The 18,242-nt window shown below is 34.7% G+C and carries 13 protein-coding genes and 1 pseudogene; 9 read left to right on the top strand and 5 right to left on the bottom strand.

Annotated features, from left to right (window positions below; all coding sequences use genetic code 11):
• The first annotated feature begins 131 nt into the window (after nt 1-131).
• From Q4Q40_RS22980 to Q4Q40_RS22950, 7 genes are all read left to right on the top strand, one after another.
• The gene (locus Q4Q40_RS22980) at nt 132-809 is read left to right on the top strand and encodes a transposase (protein WP_303304402.1); all 678 of its coding nucleotides are present in this window, start codon (nt 132-134) and stop codon (nt 807-809) included.
• A gap of 736 nt (nt 810-1,545) precedes the next feature.
• On the top strand, nt 1,546-2,277 hold the full coding sequence (locus Q4Q40_RS22975) for a T9SS type A sorting domain-containing protein (protein ID WP_303304401.1): 732 nt from the start codon (nt 1,546-1,548) through the stop codon (nt 2,275-2,277).
• Between the two features lie 396 nt (nt 2,278-2,673).
• Nucleotides 2,674-6,033 (top strand): SusC/RagA family TonB-linked outer membrane protein, encoded by a 3,360-nt coding sequence (locus Q4Q40_RS22970; protein WP_303304400.1) that lies wholly within the window; start codon nt 2,674-2,676, stop codon nt 6,031-6,033.
• A gap of 39 nt (nt 6,034-6,072) precedes the next feature.
• Complete coding sequence (locus Q4Q40_RS22965) at nt 6,073-7,467, top strand: RagB/SusD family nutrient uptake outer membrane protein (RefSeq protein ID WP_303304399.1); 1,395 nt, start codon at nt 6,073-6,075, stop codon at nt 7,465-7,467.
• Nucleotides 7,468-7,633: 166 nt separating this feature from the next.
• Nucleotides 7,634-9,049 carry an FG-GAP-like repeat-containing protein gene (locus Q4Q40_RS22960; protein ID WP_303304398.1) on the top strand — a complete coding sequence of 472 codons (1,416 nt, stop codon included), beginning with the start codon at nt 7,634-7,636 and terminating at the stop codon, nt 9,047-9,049.
• A gap of 594 nt (nt 9,050-9,643) precedes the next feature.
• A complete protein-coding gene (locus Q4Q40_RS22955; RefSeq protein WP_303304397.1) occupies nt 9,644-10,120 on the top strand; it encodes a protein-disulfide reductase DsbD domain-containing protein in 477 nt (158 codons plus the stop codon).
• Nucleotides 10,121-10,478: 358 nt separating this feature from the next.
• Nucleotides 10,479-11,807: a TlpA family protein disulfide reductase gene (locus tag Q4Q40_RS22950; protein ID WP_303304396.1), complete on the top strand. Its 1,329-nt coding sequence runs from the start codon at nt 10,479-10,481 to the stop codon at nt 11,805-11,807.
• A gap of 111 nt (nt 11,808-11,918) precedes the next feature.
• On the opposite strand, the gene Q4Q40_RS22945 is transcribed toward Q4Q40_RS22950, so the two are convergent.
• Genes Q4Q40_RS22945 through Q4Q40_RS22935 form a run of 3 tightly spaced genes read right to left on the bottom strand, consistent with a single transcriptional unit; the run spans nt 11,919 to nt 13,888 of the window.
• Entirely contained in the window at nt 11,919-12,242 is a 324-nt protein-coding gene (locus Q4Q40_RS22945) for a DUF6520 family protein (RefSeq protein WP_303304395.1), read from the bottom strand.
• Between the two features lie 36 nt (nt 12,243-12,278).
• Nucleotides 12,279-13,436, bottom strand: coding sequence for a hypothetical protein (locus Q4Q40_RS22940; RefSeq protein ID WP_303304394.1), 1,158 nt, complete (start codon nt 13,434-13,436; stop codon nt 12,279-12,281).
• A complete protein-coding gene (locus tag Q4Q40_RS22935; RefSeq protein ID WP_303304393.1) occupies nt 13,433-13,888 on the bottom strand; it encodes a MauE/DoxX family redox-associated membrane protein in 456 nt (151 codons plus the stop codon). Before Q4Q40_RS22935 ends, Q4Q40_RS22940 begins: the two co-directional genes overlap by 4 nt.
• Before the next feature lie 766 nt (nt 13,889-14,654).
• On the opposite strand from Q4Q40_RS22935, the gene Q4Q40_RS22930 reads away from it, so the two are divergent.
• Nucleotides 14,655-14,786 (top strand): hypothetical protein, encoded by a 132-nt coding sequence (locus tag Q4Q40_RS22930; RefSeq protein WP_303304392.1) that lies wholly within the window; start codon nt 14,655-14,657, stop codon nt 14,784-14,786.
• A 792-nt stretch (nt 14,787-15,578) separates the two neighbouring features.
• Here the strand turns inward: Q4Q40_RS22930 and Q4Q40_RS22925 are convergent.
• Nucleotides 15,579-16,497: pseudogene (locus Q4Q40_RS22925) on the bottom strand (IS1595 family transposase).
• Between the two features lie 158 nt (nt 16,498-16,655).
• Between Q4Q40_RS22925 and Q4Q40_RS22920 the strand changes: the two are divergent.
• Nucleotides 16,656-17,822 (top strand): IS4 family transposase, encoded by a 1,167-nt coding sequence (locus Q4Q40_RS22920; RefSeq protein ID WP_303304391.1) that lies wholly within the window; start codon nt 16,656-16,658, stop codon nt 17,820-17,822.
• A 91-nt stretch (nt 17,823-17,913) separates the two neighbouring features.
• Here the strand turns inward: Q4Q40_RS22920 and Q4Q40_RS22915 are convergent, their stop codons facing one another.
• On the bottom strand, nt 17,914-18,084 hold the full coding sequence (locus Q4Q40_RS22915) for a hypothetical protein (RefSeq protein WP_303304390.1): 171 nt from the start codon (nt 18,082-18,084) through the stop codon (nt 17,914-17,916).
• Between the last annotated feature and the right edge of the window lie 158 nt (nt 18,085-18,242).

Genomic DNA, 18,242 nt, shown 5'->3' with positions numbered 1-18,242 from the left:
AGAAATGATAAGCTAAACGCTTTCATTAATAAAGTATCCGAAGATATTAAGGCATATCAAAAATATCAAAATATTGGATTGAAATATGAAAAATTAATTTCAACGCAATTTTAAACTAGAGCCTTTTTAAAATGAATAAAATACATCAATTTGCACAGGAGTATTTGCTAGAGTGGTTTCCAGACCTAGGAAGCTATCAGGCCTTTAACAATAGGCTCAACAGGATTTCCTGTGTAATGAATTCTCTTGTGGAAACACTTTTAAATGAATTTGTTCCAAAAGTATACTCTAGAAACTATAGCGTACTAGATTCCATGCCCATTATTACTTGTTCAGGAAAACGAGCAGGAAAAATAGCCTCAGAAATCACAGATAAAGGTTATTGCTCAACAAAAAGTATGTATTATTACGGCATGAAGTTGCATGCTTTGGGGTTTTGCAATACGGGTAGATTGCCACATCCAGAACAGATTATATTCACACCAGCATCTGTAAACGACCTTACTCTCTATAAAGACACTTGGTCTGAAATTGAAAACCGTACATTTTTTGGGGACAAAATATATAATGATACTGCTTTTTTTCAAAATATGAATCAAACATTAAACTCTGAAATGTTGACCCCAGTAAAAGCTGTTAAAGGAATGACCGATGTTTTAAAGAGATTTGATAGAGCTTGCAATGATCTATATTCAAGAGCGGTTTCTAAAATAAGACAGCCCATAGAAGCATTATTTAGTTGGCTTATTGAAAAATCTGATATACAGAAAGACAGCAAGCAAGCAAGGTCAGATCTTCAAAAGGATTGACGCTTCATGCTTTTATGGAAGGTTAGCTGCAGCTTTTATTGCCTTAATATTTTAACCCTTGATTCGCATTTATAATAAAAAAATGATTTTAACCCGTAATTTGCTGATAGTAAGTCGTTTTTTTTTTTTTTATGTACCACCCCCTTTTTACTTTTTGTTGTGTTTAAACTAAGAGCCTATCTCACTATCAAACACACATGTAAAGAAGCTCTCACTTGAATATTTTACCCCAGTTATTGCATCATGTTTTAGACATGTTGTAAAAAACAACGGAAAAAAATATAAAATCTAAATTGATTTATATGAAAGTAGAATCATAAAAACTAAGATTGTTTAAAGTTATTCAAACTATTAAAATGAAAACACTTAAAAAAAACGCATTTCTCTAAATATTTAAGACTAATAATATAAATATGGTTGATTTTTGTAATAAAATTTTATAAAAAGTTGATAGGTTTAGTTTTGAAGTTATGGTTATAAATGGATTATGAAGATGCTATTCAGTAAGTATGTTATGGAAATCACTAACCTTAAAGATGAAAACTTTTGGAGTTTTGAATAAAAGCATATTAGTATTGAAGCTGTTCTATAGTTATTAAGAGTGCTGGTTTTATTGATGGCAAAAAAATATTAATTTATTAAATAGATAGCTAATAGAACAAAAAAAGTGCTTATCATTTTTATTCAATAAGAGAGTTTGCTGCGATAATATATTAACAAATTAAATACTCTAATAATGAAAAAAAACACGATTTTATTTTTAGTGCTTGCGCTAATTTTTACAGGTCTAACTCATGCACAAATTACCTTTGGATGGGAAACAGCCGAAGATTTGGGAGGGGATTCTATCTCGGAAACAATTGGAGATATTACCGTAACGCTTACTAATAATAATACTGGTGCTGGGATTGCTCTTTGGCCTGAATTTAATGGCTCATCGGGGACATACGTTGCTGGTACTTCTGATTCTTTTACTTTTACATTTAATCAATCGGTTAATGTACTCTCCATTCTACCTTTGGGTTCTGAGTTTACTCCTAGTGCAACTTATCTATTTGCTAGACTGGATGGTAATGGTGTTTCTCCAGTAACGGTGTTGATAACGGATGGAGTTGCTTCTGGATCTGCTCCTATTGATTTAAATTGGACAAACGTGAGTTCATTTATAGTATCTGCGTCTAGCAGTATATTTATGGGGTTTGATTTATTAACGGTAGATTCTTCATCATTATCGACTGCTAAATATAAGCTTCAAAAAGTAAGGGTCTATCCAAATCCAGTAGAAGACAAATTAACTATTAAAAACGTTTCAGATTTTAAGTCTATAGACGTCTATAATAATTTAGGACAACGAGTACTACAAAGCAAGCAAGAAAGTATTGATGTTGGCCATTTTTCAAAAGGTTTTTATTTTTTACAGATCCATATGGACTCTGGTGTGAAGACTAGGACGATTGTGAAGAAATGATGAAAGGGAATGAAAAAGTGTTTATAAAAACTGAAAATTCAGGATGATAAATAATAAGTAAACGAGATTCTGCCAAAGGGGTGGGATTCAATTCAGCCATCCAATTTGAGCACTCACGCTTTTGCGTGATTCCCAAATTAGGGCTTCATCAAGGAGGAAAACAGTTCCAACCGTCGAAAGTATAAAACTGTGATTTCCTCCATAAATTCTGATTAATTAAAAAATAATTAACCAATGATCTGTAAATTTAAGGAAATTAAATTATCTAATGCGAGGTACCTGAAAATTTTAAAAGTGTGTCCATTTATGCCTAGTCAAAACACTTGTCTGAAAAACAATGATAGTGTTTTAACAGTATTTATGCTACGCATAGAGCGAAGCCAAATGACACCCGATATGACAAATACATTAAAACATGATGTTTCAGGTCAGCTTTTTTTTAAGATTATGATGAGGACTTTTGTATTTTTATTTTGCACTGCAATCTTTGGTTTAGTACCTAAACATGTCCTATCTCAAAATAATAAGATAGTTATTGATGTCGATAAAAAAATTGCTATAAATGAGGTTTTTAGCATCATTAAAAAGCAAACCGATTATATGTTTGTGTATCATCAGGATTTATTTACGGGGATTCCAAAAATAAAACTTAAAAAAGGAACTATTAGATTGAGCAAGCTACTGAATATGAGTATTCCAAGTGGTACTATTAACGTTGTTTTTGGAGCCAACAATACCATTTTATTAACATCGGAAACCAAGCATATAAAACAACAGCTTCGGGTTTCAGGAACGGTTACCGAAGAAGCAACTGGTCTTCCGTTAGTAGGTGTAACTGTTTATATAAAGGGAACATCAAAAGGTGTGGTGTCTGATTTGGATGGCCATTATACCATAACAGTACCAGCAGACCCAACTCATGTATTAGTATTTTCTTCAATGGGTTTTGAAACCAGGGAAATAACAGTGAGCAATCAAAGTACTATTAATATAAGTCTTAAAGAAAGTGTCAGTACTTTGGATGAGGTAGTTATTAATGCTGGTTATTATAATACCTCAGAGCGGGAACGTACTGGTAGTATTAGTAAGATAGCAGCTAAGGATATAGAAAAACAACCAGTAAGCAACCCATTGGCTGCTATGCAAGGACATTTATCGGGCGTTCAAATTACCCAAAATACGGGAGTTTCGGGTGGGAATTTCCGTATTAGAATTCGGGGATCTAATTTTTTGGATTTATTACCAAATACAGGAGGACCAAACATTGCTACCGAACGTAATAATCCCTTATATATTATTGATGGAGTACCGTATAGTTCTAATACCTTAACAGAGCGTGATATCTCTGCTAATATCCATACTAATTTTGGGGTGAGTCCTTTAAACACGATAAATCCAGCAAATATAAAAAGCATAGAAGTACTTAAGGATGCTGACGCTACAGCTATTTATGGCTCCAGAGGAGCCAATGGCGTGGTATTGATTACCACAAAAAAGGGACGGGTTGGAAAAACACAAATAAAGGCTAATGTAACCGCAGGTATAGGCAAAGTCACGCGTTTTGATGATTTAATGAATACCGAGCAATATCTGGACATGCGAATAGAAGCGCTTAAAAACGATGGTTATACCTTGGAAACCATATTAGATACTGATGAAAATTTTGAAGGTAATAATCCGGATCTATACGCATGGGATCCGAACCGTTATACCAATTGGCAAAAAGTACTGTTAGGTGGTACCGCCTTTAGGCAGAGCGCACAATTGTCTTTTTCTGGAGGTAGTGAAAGTACACAGTTTTTATTGAGTGGGATGCATTCGAGTACGGGAAATGTATTTCCGGGAGACCTTACCTATAAAAACGTTTCGGTACATGTTAGTTTGAATCATAAATCAAAAGATGCGCGTTTTAAATTGAGTACTTCCGCTAATTACGGATCGGATACGAATGATTTGCCTACTCAAGATTTAACGAACCGAGCTGTTACTTTAGCGCCAAATGCGCCTGCACTTTATGATGATCAAGGTAATCTAAACTGGGAAAACGGCACTTGGGGAAACCCTCTAGCATTTACAAAGCAAGCGTATAATTTGGCAAGCTATAGTCTTATTGCTAATACCACACTGTCTTTCCGTCCAATCCCATCCTTGGAGCTTAAAACGAATCTGGGGCATACCCAAAACCATTTAGAGGCTTATACTACCAATCCCAGATCAGGTAGAGATCCTAATACCACTGAGGGTCAAGATAGTAGCACTTCATCTATTTCAACCAATAGAGGGAGCGATCGCTCCTGGATTATCGAGCCACAAATCAATTGGGAACACCAATGGCAGGATACCCGATTTAAAGTACTTTTAGGAACAACATTTCAGCAGAATATCAAACAACAATTATATTTAAATGCGAGCAATTTTCCTAGTGATGACCTGCTTCATAGTTTAACAGCGGCCGAAACAAGAGAGATTATAGTGGATACAGAGTCACAGTATAAATATCATGCCGTTTTTGGGCGACTTAATATTAATGTAAAGGATAAATATATTTTTAATTTAACTGGGCGTCGCGATGGTTCTTCACGATTTGGCTCTGGTAAACAATTTGGGATATTCGGTGCTATTGGAGCATCTTGGCTATTTTCAGAGGAAAATTTTCTTAAAGACCATGCGCTTTTAAGTTTTGGTAAACTTCGTGGGAGTTATGGGCTTACGGGATCTGATAATGTTGGAGATTATGTTTTTTACGATGCCTATAGGTCTTCAGGTGTTACCTATAACGGTAGTAGTTTAGGGCCCGTAAGGTTGTTTAATCCCGATTTAGCTTGGGGAACCAATATAAAACAGGAAATTGCTTTAGAACTCGGTTTTTTTAAGGATCGTGTTTTTATGACCACAGCTTGGTATCGTAACCGATCTTCCAATCAGCTTATTAGTGTTCCATTGTCCTTAACTACTGGGTTTTCAAATTTCGATGACAACTTTGATGCGGTGGTACAAAATATGGGCGTTGAGCTGGATATACGGACTAAAAACATTGAGGGCAATGCTTTTAAATGGAACACGACCTTTAATATCTCTGCTAATAGAAACAAACTGGTATCCTTTCCGGGCTTGGAAGACTCCCCTTATGCTAGTTCGCTTAAAATAGGAAAGCCGATAGGTATCCAACAGTTATATCATTTTTTAGGGGTTAATTCGGAGACGGGCTTATGGGAGTTTGAAGATTATAATAATGATGGAACAATAGATGGTGATGATAATCAGTTGGTTGTAGATTATACGCCAAAATTTACTGGAGGTTTAGGCAACATCTTTAGTTATAAAAATTTACAATTGAATGTGTTCTTTCAGTTTACAAAGCAAAATGCTGTAAATCATTTAAGAGCTGGTCTTTTAAACCTAGGCAATGTAAACCAAAATATGCCAATAAGTATTTTAGACCGCTGGCAACAGCCTGGGGATCAAAGCCCGATTCAGCGTTATTTTGTAATTAACTCTGAAGCTTTGAATACCACGGATAGATATGTGTTTAGTAATGCGGTTATTTCTGATGCTTCTTTTATTCGTTTAAGAAGTCTGTCATTAGCTTATCAGCTTCCTAAAGAAATTACCAAGGGGCTAGGTGTTAATGTCTATTTTCAAGGGCAAAACCTATTTATAATTACAGACTACGATGGTGTAGACCCTGAGGTGCCAGGGGCTCGAACCCTACCACCATTACGACAGTTTACTTTAGGACTTGATGTTACATTTTAAGCGTATCATCATCAATTTAATATATAAAAATATAATAATATGAAATCAGTTTTATTTGAGAAGGCTCTTTTAATAAATGGATTTACAAATATTAACGGTCTTGTAAAATACTTAGGGTTATTTGTTGTAATTACTGCTTTAACAAGCTGTGATGATTTCGTAGATATAGAATTGCCCAAAGATCAACTGATTAAGGAAGCGGTCTTTGATGATTTGGGTACGGCTACGGCAGCGGTGCGTGATCTTTACCTAAGGGCAACCAGAAGCGGAATTCCTGCTGTTGATATGGGATTATATGCCGATGAACTAAATCAATTTTCTAGTGAACAATCGTTCTTCCATGATCATAGTATTATAGCATCAAACTTGATAGTGAACAGCTTGTGGGGGGGATATTATAATACTGTTTTTGCAACCAATGCAGTTATAGAAGGGGTCGAAAGCTCATCTGGTTTGAGTCCTGAGGATAAAACGCAATTAAAAGGTGAAGCTTTATTTATCAGAGCCTATGCACACAATACATTGGTTCAACTCTTTGGGGCAATACCTTATATCCGCACTACAGACCATATCGCAAATAATAGAGTGTCTCGTATGTCGGTAGATATAGTTTATGACCATATTATTGAGGATTTAAAAGAAGCATTAGTACTATTGGGCGAAGATGTTTCAACGCTTGGAGAAAAGCGTATTCGGGTGTATGATGCCACAGTGCAGGCTTTTCTCGCTAGGGTATATTTGTATACGGATCAATGGGAGGATGCCAAAAATATGGCATCCAAAGTTATCGATCAGTTTGTGTTGGAACCAGATGTATCCAAGGTATTTTTAAAAAATGCTTCTGGAACCATATGGCAGTTTAAACCTTCTGAAGTAGGGGGTAACAACGGACAGGCATCTGCTTTTATTTTTAAGGATTTCCCTGGTTTTAAGCCCTACTTAAGTACCTCGGTTGTGAATGCATTTGAATCCATAGATGATTTACGATACATAAATTGGGTAAAACGTACAACACTTGGATTTCATTATGCTTATAAATACAAAGAACCCATTGCTACACCACCGGAGTCCGTAGAGTATTTGATTGCTTTTCGACTGGCAGAACAATATTTAATTCGCGCAGAGGCCAGAGCTAAACTTGGAGAGATACCAGAAGCGCAGGCTGATTTAAATGTCATTAGAAACCGGGCAGGGCTAGGTAATACTGGGGCTTCAACAACTGATGCGTTAGTAGACGCTATTTTAAAAGAACGATTTGTGGAACTATTTACAGAATGGGGGCATCGTTGGGTAGATTTAAAAAGAAGAGAAAAGGCAACTGAGGTATTGGCACCTATTAAGCCAGGGTGGAGAGATACAGATATTTTATTTCCTATCCCAGAGTCTCAAATTTTATTAAACCCAAACCTGTTACCCCAGAATGATGGGTATTAATCCCTGCGGAGACAGGGATCTCATGAAGGTGACCTTAACATTAACAACCAAAATATAATTACTCTTAATCAATCTCCTGCATTTAATAAGGGGGTAGAATGATAAAAGTAGATTAATAAAAATTAAAAGATTCCCGCCTTCGCGGGAATGAAAAAAGAAATATCAAATGAAAAAAACAATCTTAGTAACCCATTTAATGTTTTGTGCTTTAATACTTCAAAGTTTCGCACAATCAACAAAAGAAAAAGATAACATCCATTTGACCTATGTAAACGACACAAGGACAGCTAATGATTTTCCAGAACTCATCCAGTCTAGTATTCCTGGAGCTCCTAAATTGGAGAACCCTCAATTAATTATGGGTAATTCTGTGCCTGTGTGTGGGGAGGGATATGGCTGGGCGGCTCCGGCGGTTTATGATTGGAATAGTGATGGTAAAAAGGATTTACTTATAGGGGAATATACGAGTGGCCTGAAAATGGGATTAAATATTGGAAACCTGATACGGATATATCAAAACAACGGGAGTGATACCATCCCAGAATTTAATGATGATTATACATACGCTTGGGAAGTAAATGACTTAAAAGAAAGTACTGGCGCGCCCTTGTCTATTAATACATCCTGTTGTTTTCCGTTTATGCCCCGTTTTAAAGATTTGAATGGGGATGGTTTTATAGATTTGTTATCAGGTCAATATTGCCCTGGTTATATAAGTTGGTTTAGAGGTAGTAGTAAAAAGGGTTTTCTTCCGGAAGTTAAACTCAAGGAGCACTACGACCCTAAAATAGATGGCACTAATAACCTATCATTGCCAATTACAGAGCCTGAAAGCTGGAACTATTGGGTGGCTTCTTCAGCAGACTTTGGCGATTTTGACGGGGATGGTGATCAGGATATGATATTGGGAGGTGCTGCTTTACGCTTTTGTGAAAATATTGGAACAAAATCGACTCCTGAATTTGGTAAAAGAACCTTGCTGTTTGATGTGAAAGGAAACCAACTAAAATCCAATTCCAGTGTAGTGCCTTACGTAGTAGACTGGGACAGGGATGGTATTTTGGATATTTTAATGACTGATGCTTACCAAAAAAAAGGGAGTTTAGCGGTTACTTTTTTCAAAGGTTTACAACCTGACTATGTTGCAGATGGAAGAGATTCATTACAATTTGAAGTGGGTATTCCCTTGTTTACAGCAAAAAATAATGGTAAGGCTTTTCCGGGCAGTTGGCTTAATATATGTGTTGCCGATTGGAACAGCGACGGGGTAAACGATTTGTTGATAGGCACCAGTATTATTATCATAGATGGAGCGTTTAACCATAGAGTATCATGGAGTTGGGAGAGCGAAACAGGGGTTAGCAAAAAGAATCCAGCCTATTTTTCGGACAGAAAAAAAGAGAAGATTGCACAGCAAATAAAGGCAAGTAATGAGCATCAAAAAAGGTTAGGTTTGGGTGATGAAGTGTATAATAAAACATATATGGGTGAGCAAAGAATTATTAAGCATTATTATGGACAAGAAGAGTATAAAAATTTGGCTCATGTTGGGTATGTTTATGTAATGCTTGGAAGAAAATAGAGAATCCCGAGCGTTAAAAAGGATCGAACGTAAAAAAAGGTATGGGATATCTTTTTAATGAAGGAGTCAGCTAGCGTCGAGAGAGGGTCATTTTAGTGAACTTGTTTGTCGTTAAGTAGGAGTCATCTCGATAGCTATCGAACTCGGGAGGTGCAGAGGGAAAAATTAAGATGCTTGTGCGATAACAATTAAATCGATAAGACACCAGCGGATATTTCTAGAGAATCTGTCATTAGGTAGAGGGATCAACCAGTGCTAGGGAAAAGTTAAGAAATAATTCGCTCATGATTTTTAGAAAAAGAGAGCTGGTTAGCAAATAGAGTGGATTATTAGTGAAACTGAAAATTACAAGTGAACTAATCCCTCTTTTTTAGTGGAATCTAGGTTAAATACCAATACCTCGCCCCTTGAGTCGATACCTAATTATTATAAGGTTCAGGGTTTATCCCTTATTTATTTAAAAAAAAAGACAAGAGGTACGAGGACATTTAAAAAATTCAGGTAACAAGCCTTCAGTAATTTTATGATACGAAGGAATAGATAAAAAAACAATAAGTATTAAGATGTAAAAATAATAATTAAAATAATTTAACTATGGTTTATAAAGTTCAAGTAATAGTTTTATATGGGTTGTTGTTAAGTATAACGATAATAGGGGCTTTGGCACAAGAAACGTCTGCTGATCCTGTAAGTTATACCATGGAATCTCCGGAAATTGTAGAAGTGGGAAAACCATTTTCTATTACAACGGTGTTTAACATAAAACCTGAATGGTATGTTTATGCACCTATTGATATGAATATATCTCAAGGCAAAATCCCCACAAAAGTGACTTTTAAGGTGCCTGAGGGTATAAAAAAAATAGAAGAACTGAAATTACCAGACCCTAATAGTTTTTTTGACATGTATCATGGTAATGGTATAAGGATGTCTCAAAGGTTTTTGGTAGAAAAAAATAGATCTCAAGACCTGCGGGTGATCAAGGCCAATATTGTATATCAAGCCTGTAATGATTATATATGTTATCCACCGGTTAGTAAGGAAGTAAATGTTGTCATTACCATTGAATAATTAAATTAATCATTTGAAAAATAGTTATTTGTCATGTATGACAGAACGAAATGTGAGCCTTTCGACTTTGCTCAGAGTAACTTTCGAGACATCTCAATATGATGATGAGATTTCCTGTCTGCCGATTTATCAAGTCAAAACATGACAAGTAGACTCCTCGTTTACTTCGACTCCATTCAGCAACCACATCGGAATGATAAAGATTTCTTGTTAAATGTCTGATTATTAGTTTTTAATTCGTCGATCTGAATTTAAATTAAAAAGAAAAAGAGTTGTTTATAACTGGCTAGAAATAATATAACCAGGGATTATCATCAAATTATATAAACTCATAAATGTTTAAACAAATAATACCAATATGAATATAAAAGAAAAACATAATAAAGTAAAGCGGTCAAGATTAGAAATACTATTACTCGTGTTTGCTAGTATAATTATTAATATACATGCTCAAGAAAAGCAGACCGATATTAAGAACCGTGTAACAGAGGTTAATAGAGACTTGAAAGCATTAATGCTAGCTAAAGGAGGTATGGGGTATAAAGGGTATAAGAAAGCATGTGATTTGGGTTTTTTAGAAATGCGGAAATATGAGGATAGCGTGTTTAAAGAGAGTTCACGTTTGGCAAAAGCATTTTGGAGCAAGTATCGAGATGATCAAGGTAGCAACTTCGCTTTTTTATTTGAGTTTTTTGGTGTTAGTACAAGACCTTATTTTTTACCTGATAACATTTCGGATAGTATTAAGCAGCTTATAAAGGATACATCTCGTAAGGACAGACGTTTGATACGATTACTACCAGTAGATATAGAGGCTATGGAGCAGTGGCGACAAATGGGTGACTCCATGGTGTCAAGTATGCTTAATTCTAATGCGAGTTTAGAGTATAAAGAAACAGTTGAATTTCAGTTAATTTCACGGAAGTTTCACGATCTTTTGAAATTAAATAGCGGTTTGACAAAAGACAAGGCGGAGAAAGCGTATTGGAACCGTTTTGAGGTGCAGTTTTGGGAACCTATGCGCTCGATGTTAGAAAATCATGTCAGTAAGTACGCTAAACTGAATATAGTAGCTACACGTGTTCAAAATATATTGAACCTAATAGGTGTTTTTTCCGAAACTACCCAAGAAGTGTATTGGAACTATTTTTATAAAACGACGGGTAGCGATCATCTTCAGGCGGATATGCTGGGTATAAGAACTTTACATAAAATGGCAAAGGATAACGTAACTGCTATAGAAACATTAAAAGAAGTCGATTATACCAAACCTCTAGAGATGGCGTTTACTGCTATGGATGGTAGTAAAGTAAATTTAGCAGACATGAGAGGCAAAGTGGTGCTTATAGACTTTTGGGCTACTTATTGTGCGCCTTGTATAAAAGAAATGCCTCATATAAGAGCTTTGTATGATAAGTATAAAAATCAAGGTTTTGAGGTTGTTGGCATTGTTGCTGATGGAGATGGAGCCAAAGACCAGATATTTGAGATTCTTAAAAAAAACAAGGCCAACTGGCCACAGTTTTTAGATGGCGGGGATAATGTTTCGGTAAGTTATCACGCTTTGTATAAAATCAAGGCTTTACCAACAGTATGGTTGTTAAATAAAGATGGTGTTATTGTAAATAGAAATGCACGAGGTGCTAGTTTGGAACCACTTGTGCGTAAGTACTTGGATTTAAAATAGTAGGTGCCATTTAGTATTTGTTATATTGTTTCTTGACTTTTGTTATAAAATGATAACACAATATAAAAGAAAAGGTACCTTTAAGGTACCTTTTCCTAATTAAATAAAAGATTATGGAGTGTCTTTATACAAAGCAATATTACATGGTCCTGTTTCTGCTATTCCAGTTCTATAAAAAGCTGACTTTGAATTTACAGTACAAACTGGATGTAGAATGTCATCAGGATTACAATCAATTGTATTAAGAGGATTAGGAAAGCTATAATCATAATCCACGACTAATGTACAATTTGTATCTACGCCAGGTACATCTTGGGTCCATACATTGTAATCTGTTGTAATTTCATCTGCATCAGCTGTAAATGCAAGTGAAGCAGTAATGGCTATCATTAAAGCAAAAGCTGGTAAAACGATTTTTAAAAAATTTGTTTTCATAATATAGATATTTAAAAATTAATGACCTACTCTATTTTACAGGTTTTCGGTCTTGACCCTGACTGCAGTATGTTTGACCGACATTTCGGTATTTGTTTTTTTTAGGTTTTGGGCTGTAGTGCTAATAGGTAGAGCTTCCTTAAGACGTTTGTCTAGTTGGTAGATAACAATATGGTTCCCAATGAGTCCTATAAACTTATTGTTTAAGACTTTAAATGATCTTAGTTTCTTTTCTCCGATATCGGCCACATAAAAGCTAAACATATAACGATTTTCCGCTATGTGATAGACATCAATAATTGATGATTTTTCCCATAAAAATAAAGACTCCGTTCTTCCCAGTATTTTAGAATTTACAAAAAGATAGTTTGCATAGGTTGCGCAAAATTTGTTAACGCTTAAGGGAGGAATAGCCATTTTTTTTTGGTTTTTAGAAGAAATGGTGCCTACCTGTATTTGGGCTTGGCTAATGGTGTCTATAGTCTTTCCAAGCAACTGTAGTTGCAGATTATCATTAGCAACAATATATTGGTTGCGATAACGATAGGTATATATCAATTGCCGTTGTTGCTGGTTGTATTGAAGCGTTCCATCAACATCAAAAATACCATCAACTTGTTTTTGTAAAAGTTTATGAGAAAGCGTTATGGATGCAGAATCTGAAAGCGTTATACTACCCAGGGTAAATTCCTCGGTTTTATTACTGAAGGCGCGTACTGCCAAAGTAACAGAGTCCATTGCTTGAGCATAGTTAAAATAAAGCGGGGTTTTTAGCATGGAATGTCCTTTCCAGTCCTTGGTGCTACCTCTAAAAATGTAGGGGACGGTGCCGTCCATTAAAAAGAAATAGGGAGGGGTTACCTGTACTTGTGGGGAACGAAGTAAAAAGCTATCCCGATCCGTGGTTAAGCGAATTTCCTGTTTGTTTTGGAGTGCTGTATCAACAGCTAGGAGATATAAAGGAGCCTTTGAATTGCTAAGGTAAACCTTTCCTTCGGCAGCTCCAGCAATATAAAACCTATTATATCCAAGATTGAGCTCATGGATTTTCTCAGGAGCATTATAAAGGAACCCACGTTTAAAGCTCATGTCTCGCTGTGTCTTCTTATTTGTAATGGCAAACAGGATAGCTATAAACCCTATACTGCCAATAGTACAGAACAAAAGAGATTTGTAAAGTTTTTTAGAGGTCATGAGGAAGCGTATTTAAGGGTTGTGTGATTTTTTTGTCCATTTATGATGAGGATGCCTATAGCTGCCAGAATTACAAAAACGATATTAAAAATCAAATGTTCCGTCCAGCCCAGTTTTTCGATAACGCCACCACAAGAACAGGGAACGTTATCACTAAAATTTAAAATAACAAAAATATATGCTGTGAACATGACCATGAGGTTAAAGGAAGCAAATAACCCTAGGAGTTTAAATCGAGGGATAATTAAAAGTAAAGCGATCAGGATTTCGAGACATGGTATGACCCAGCCCATAATTCCTGCAAAAGATGTGAACATAGGTGATTGTCCTATCTGAATCTTGAATTCGTCTAAAACTAGTAATTTACTCAATGCAGCATATATAAATAGAAGTATATACAGGAAACAAATAAATTCTAATAAGATGTTTTTATATTTACTATTAATTTTCATAATTATTTATTAGAGACTTATTCATTAACAATACAAAGGTGCGGGATAAAATTTACTTTTTACGGATAAATAGTTGTCTTAGAAGGATTTGTTAGTGAGACTCGATTTTAAGAAGCCTGTAAGGTGCACTCAAAGTCATAAGTCGAACTAATCCCGCTTTGAGCAGGATCTCCATTTCGGTCATGCTAATTGATATATTGTTGGATTGTAATAACTTCACATACTCATTACTACAGTATTATGTTCTTCTATCTGAGTGATGTACAAGTTGTGATTTACTATCAATACCTACTGAGAGATTTAATATTGCCATTTGTAATGCCTGAATTATCTCAGAGGTGTATAAACTATCAACTAAATGATACCCAACTATTTTTTTGGAGTAAGCATCAGTAACAAAACTTATATAACCAAAATGATCCTTAATCTCCCAGTATGTTATATCACTTACTCATAATTCATTAGGAGCTTTAGGAGTGAATTTCTGGATAAGATTGGGGTATTTCTTAAATCTATGGAATTGTCTGATGTTTTTTTTGAACGACCTCCCATTGGGGGTAAAGGGACAATACCTGATTTTGAATAATCATATCCTAATTCTCTTAGTCAATAAGTAATCCGAGAATTCCCAATATGGTATTATTTCGTCTCGATTTCCCTTCGAGTAAAGGAGCCTGTTAAAAATTCGTTACAAACAAATCGCTTAAATTCTTCACTATATCTAGATTGCCATTTTGATGATGATGTCTTTGAATATCTTTCCATTTTGTTACACTTTTGTGTAAACCTATTTCAGGACAAGACAAAAATAATGGAGGACACTGATGTTGTCACAACAACAACAACAACAACAACAACAACAACAACAACAACAACAACAACAACAACAACAACATAAAGAGCATCATCAAAGATGATTTTAATGTGGTTTAAAAATAATTGGTGAAAAATTTAAAAATATGCTCATTAAATTTCTTAATCAAAATTTAATGAGCATATTTTTAAATTACGACACAGTCTGTCAACCAGACATTCAATTTTTATTTACCTTTTTAGAGCTTTTTATATTTTCATTGATTAACCTCATAATATCTGAATATCTATAAAAAACACGTTTGCCAACTTTAGAAGTCTTGACATTATAATCTGTAGCGAAAGTTGACATTTTTGTATTGCCGTAGTTAAAAAACTCCTGTACGGCTTTTTTGGGTATTCAATCATTAAATGCTTCTGGATTATCGAAAATTGATTTATTCTTTTTATTTGAATTCAAATTTCTGAATAAAATCCCACAGAACATGGAACAAAAAAATAACTAAGACAAGATTAACCTCTCCACTCTTTTAATCTTAAACAGCCTAATACTGTAATAATTTGTTACCGCTTCTTCGGTTTCGTTCAATATATCCTTATCTCTTAAAAGTATTTTCAATAAATCATAAAAATTACATTTAAAATCAGATTCTATAAACTCCTTTTCAATAAACTTTTTCTAAGTACATGACAAAAAAGCAAAAACCATTATAAGCAACTACTTAACAAGGCTTTATATTGTATCTCCTCGAGCGCAGTCGAGAGGTTTTTAAATTAAAATTATTAATAAAAATAAGGTTTCGACTGCGCTCGACCAGACATATAAAAAGTATTTGATAATTTTGTCATGTACTAAAAAACTTTTTTGTATATCCGTTTAGTGTCCACTAGCTGTAATACTAGCTATTACTAGTCTATCGAAAATTCTTTCACCAAAGTCCTTCTATTGAGCTTATAAATGAACTCATTTAATTAAAGTTGTAGATATTTAGCTTTAATCTTGTGGTATGTACCCACAAAATTCCGTTTAGCATTGCTTATGGCAATATGTACCCATTTTAAGGTTTCTTTTGTTGTTTGCTCGTTTGACTTTTCGCTAATATGTATATCTACATAGTTGGCAATATTCACATAGGAGATACTCTTATCTGTGAAAACTATAGAATCATCATTAGCTATTGCTAGTTGTAGCGTTTGGTCTGTTCCTTCCATTTTATAATCTATAAGAACCTTCGCTTTAAAGTATCTGGCCTGACGTTCAACTTTTCCTGTATCTATATTCTCTAAAATAGAACTCTCGGTCATTATCATCACATTGTTCTTTGTCTTACTGCCACGACCTGCTTTTTGTGTTTTATGTTCATAGGTAGATGCCTCTATTGAGAAATACCCTTCGTCGGCTTCTATCATTCCCTCAAGAGTGTAACGGTTGCACGCTGTCCCATTGCTTTACGAAGCTTATGAACCATCGCCCAGACTGGCTCATACCGCTTCAAACCTAGTTGACGCTGAATCTCTTTGCTGGAAAAACCTTTTTTGGTAGTACTCAATAAAAATATTGTTTAGTACCAAATCATAAAGGATAGTTTGGAACTCTCCATAATAGTACCGCTACGCAAAGATATTCTTGCTTTGCAACTCTTACATTGATAGCTCCACTTGTTTTTAAGCCAATAGTGATTCGTACCTTCGCATCGATGGCAAACAACACCCTGCTGATCATCCTGTTGTTCCCTAAAATGCAACCTGCAACTACGTTCATCGGTAAAGCGTACCCCAAAAGAAAATATATCCATATATAACTATATTAAAATCAATTAAATATATAAAATCACTAGTGTCCACTATAAATAATTAAATGTTCTTTGAAATTATTGATAATCTATAGATTATAGTGTTTTTGGCTGCGTGTCGATTTGAATTGCCTAGGTTCGTCGAATTTAATTCGTCATTTATGAATCAAGGCAAATATGTATTCGCTCAAATCTTGAGTTTTTTACCAAAGCGTACCTTTGATGGTATCGTTAACAAATACGGTGGGAATAAATATATCCGTCACTTTACTTGCTGGAACCAATTGCTTTGTATGCTCTTTGGACAATTGACAAACCGAGAGAGTTTGCGAGATCTAGTGGTTACTTTAGAGGCACACCATAAGAAATCCTACCATTTAGGAATTGGCAAAAAAGTTACAAGGAGTAATTTAGCCAAGGCAAATCAAAAACGTGATTATAGAATTTTTGAAGAGTTTGCGTATCACTTAATAGCTATAACAAAGGTTAAGTTTTCCGATCAAAATTTTGATACTGAACATCAAAAAATTTATGCTTTTGATTCTTCTACAATAGATCTGTGCTTAAATGTCTTTTGGTGGGCTAAATTTAGAAAAGCTAAAGGCGGAATCAAGTTGCATACACTTTTTGATGTTCAGACTCAAATACCAAGCTTTGTACATATTACTCCTGCCAACACTCATGATGTAAAAGCTATGGATGAGTTGGTTTACGAAGTTGGGGCTTTTTATGTTTTTGATAGGGGCTATCTCGACTTTGGGCGGCTTTTCAAAATTACAAATTGTGAAGCTTACTTCGTCATTAGAGCTAAAATGAACATGAAATTTAATCGAATCTATTCTGCCAAGGTAGACAAGACTAAAGGTGTGTTGTGTGACCAGACAGGGAAATTATCTGGGTTTTACACATCCAAAAACTATCCTGATAAGCTTCGACGAATCAAATACTATGATAGCGAAAATAAAAGAACATTTGTGTTTCTGACCAATAATATAGAGGCTACCGCAGAAGATATTGCTTTGCTTTACAAAAAGCGCTGGCAAATAGAATTGTTTTTCAAATGGATGAAACAACATCTAAAAATCAAATCCTTTTGGGGAATCTCGGAAAATGCAGTTCGAATACAAATTTATACAGCAATTAGCACTTATTGTTTAGTGGCAATAGTAGCTCAAGAGTTGAAAATTAATCGATCAACCTACGAAATATTACAGATTCTAGGAATATCATTACTAGACAAAACGCCTCTAAATGAGTTGTTTAAAAATATAGATTACAATAATGTCAATGAACTAGAATATAAACAACTGTCTATCAATTTGTTTTAAGTGGACAGCAATGATATAAAATTTTAATTAAATTAGGGGTATTTACGGATATACAAAAAACTTTTTATTTAGTATCAACTAATCTATTATACTACGGAAAATAATTAACTCTATGCGGAAAATTAATTAATTTGCCAATAGTACGAACTAAGCTATCTTCATAAATTGGAAGTTTAGGGTCTTCAAAATTTTCTATACCAAATTTTCTGAAATCATCCAAAATGTTATTATGCAACGTTTTAAAATCTTCTGGCAAATTCATGTTTTTTTCTTACCTTCTTAATCTTGGTATCATGCCCTTGGGGTCAAAACCTAAATCATACATTAGTTGTCTACTAAAAAAAGAAATGCTTTGATAGCTATATAATGTAAAAATTGCACCATAATTAAATAAAAAATACTCTTTTCGTTTAATTCATC

The organism is Flavivirga jejuensis (genome assembly GCF_030540765.1).
Lineage (GTDB): Bacteria > Bacteroidota > Bacteroidia > Flavobacteriales > Flavobacteriaceae > Flavivirga > Flavivirga jejuensis.
The sequence above is the reverse complement of the archived record's forward strand: the minus strand, read 5'-3'. Positions and strand labels throughout refer to the sequence as shown.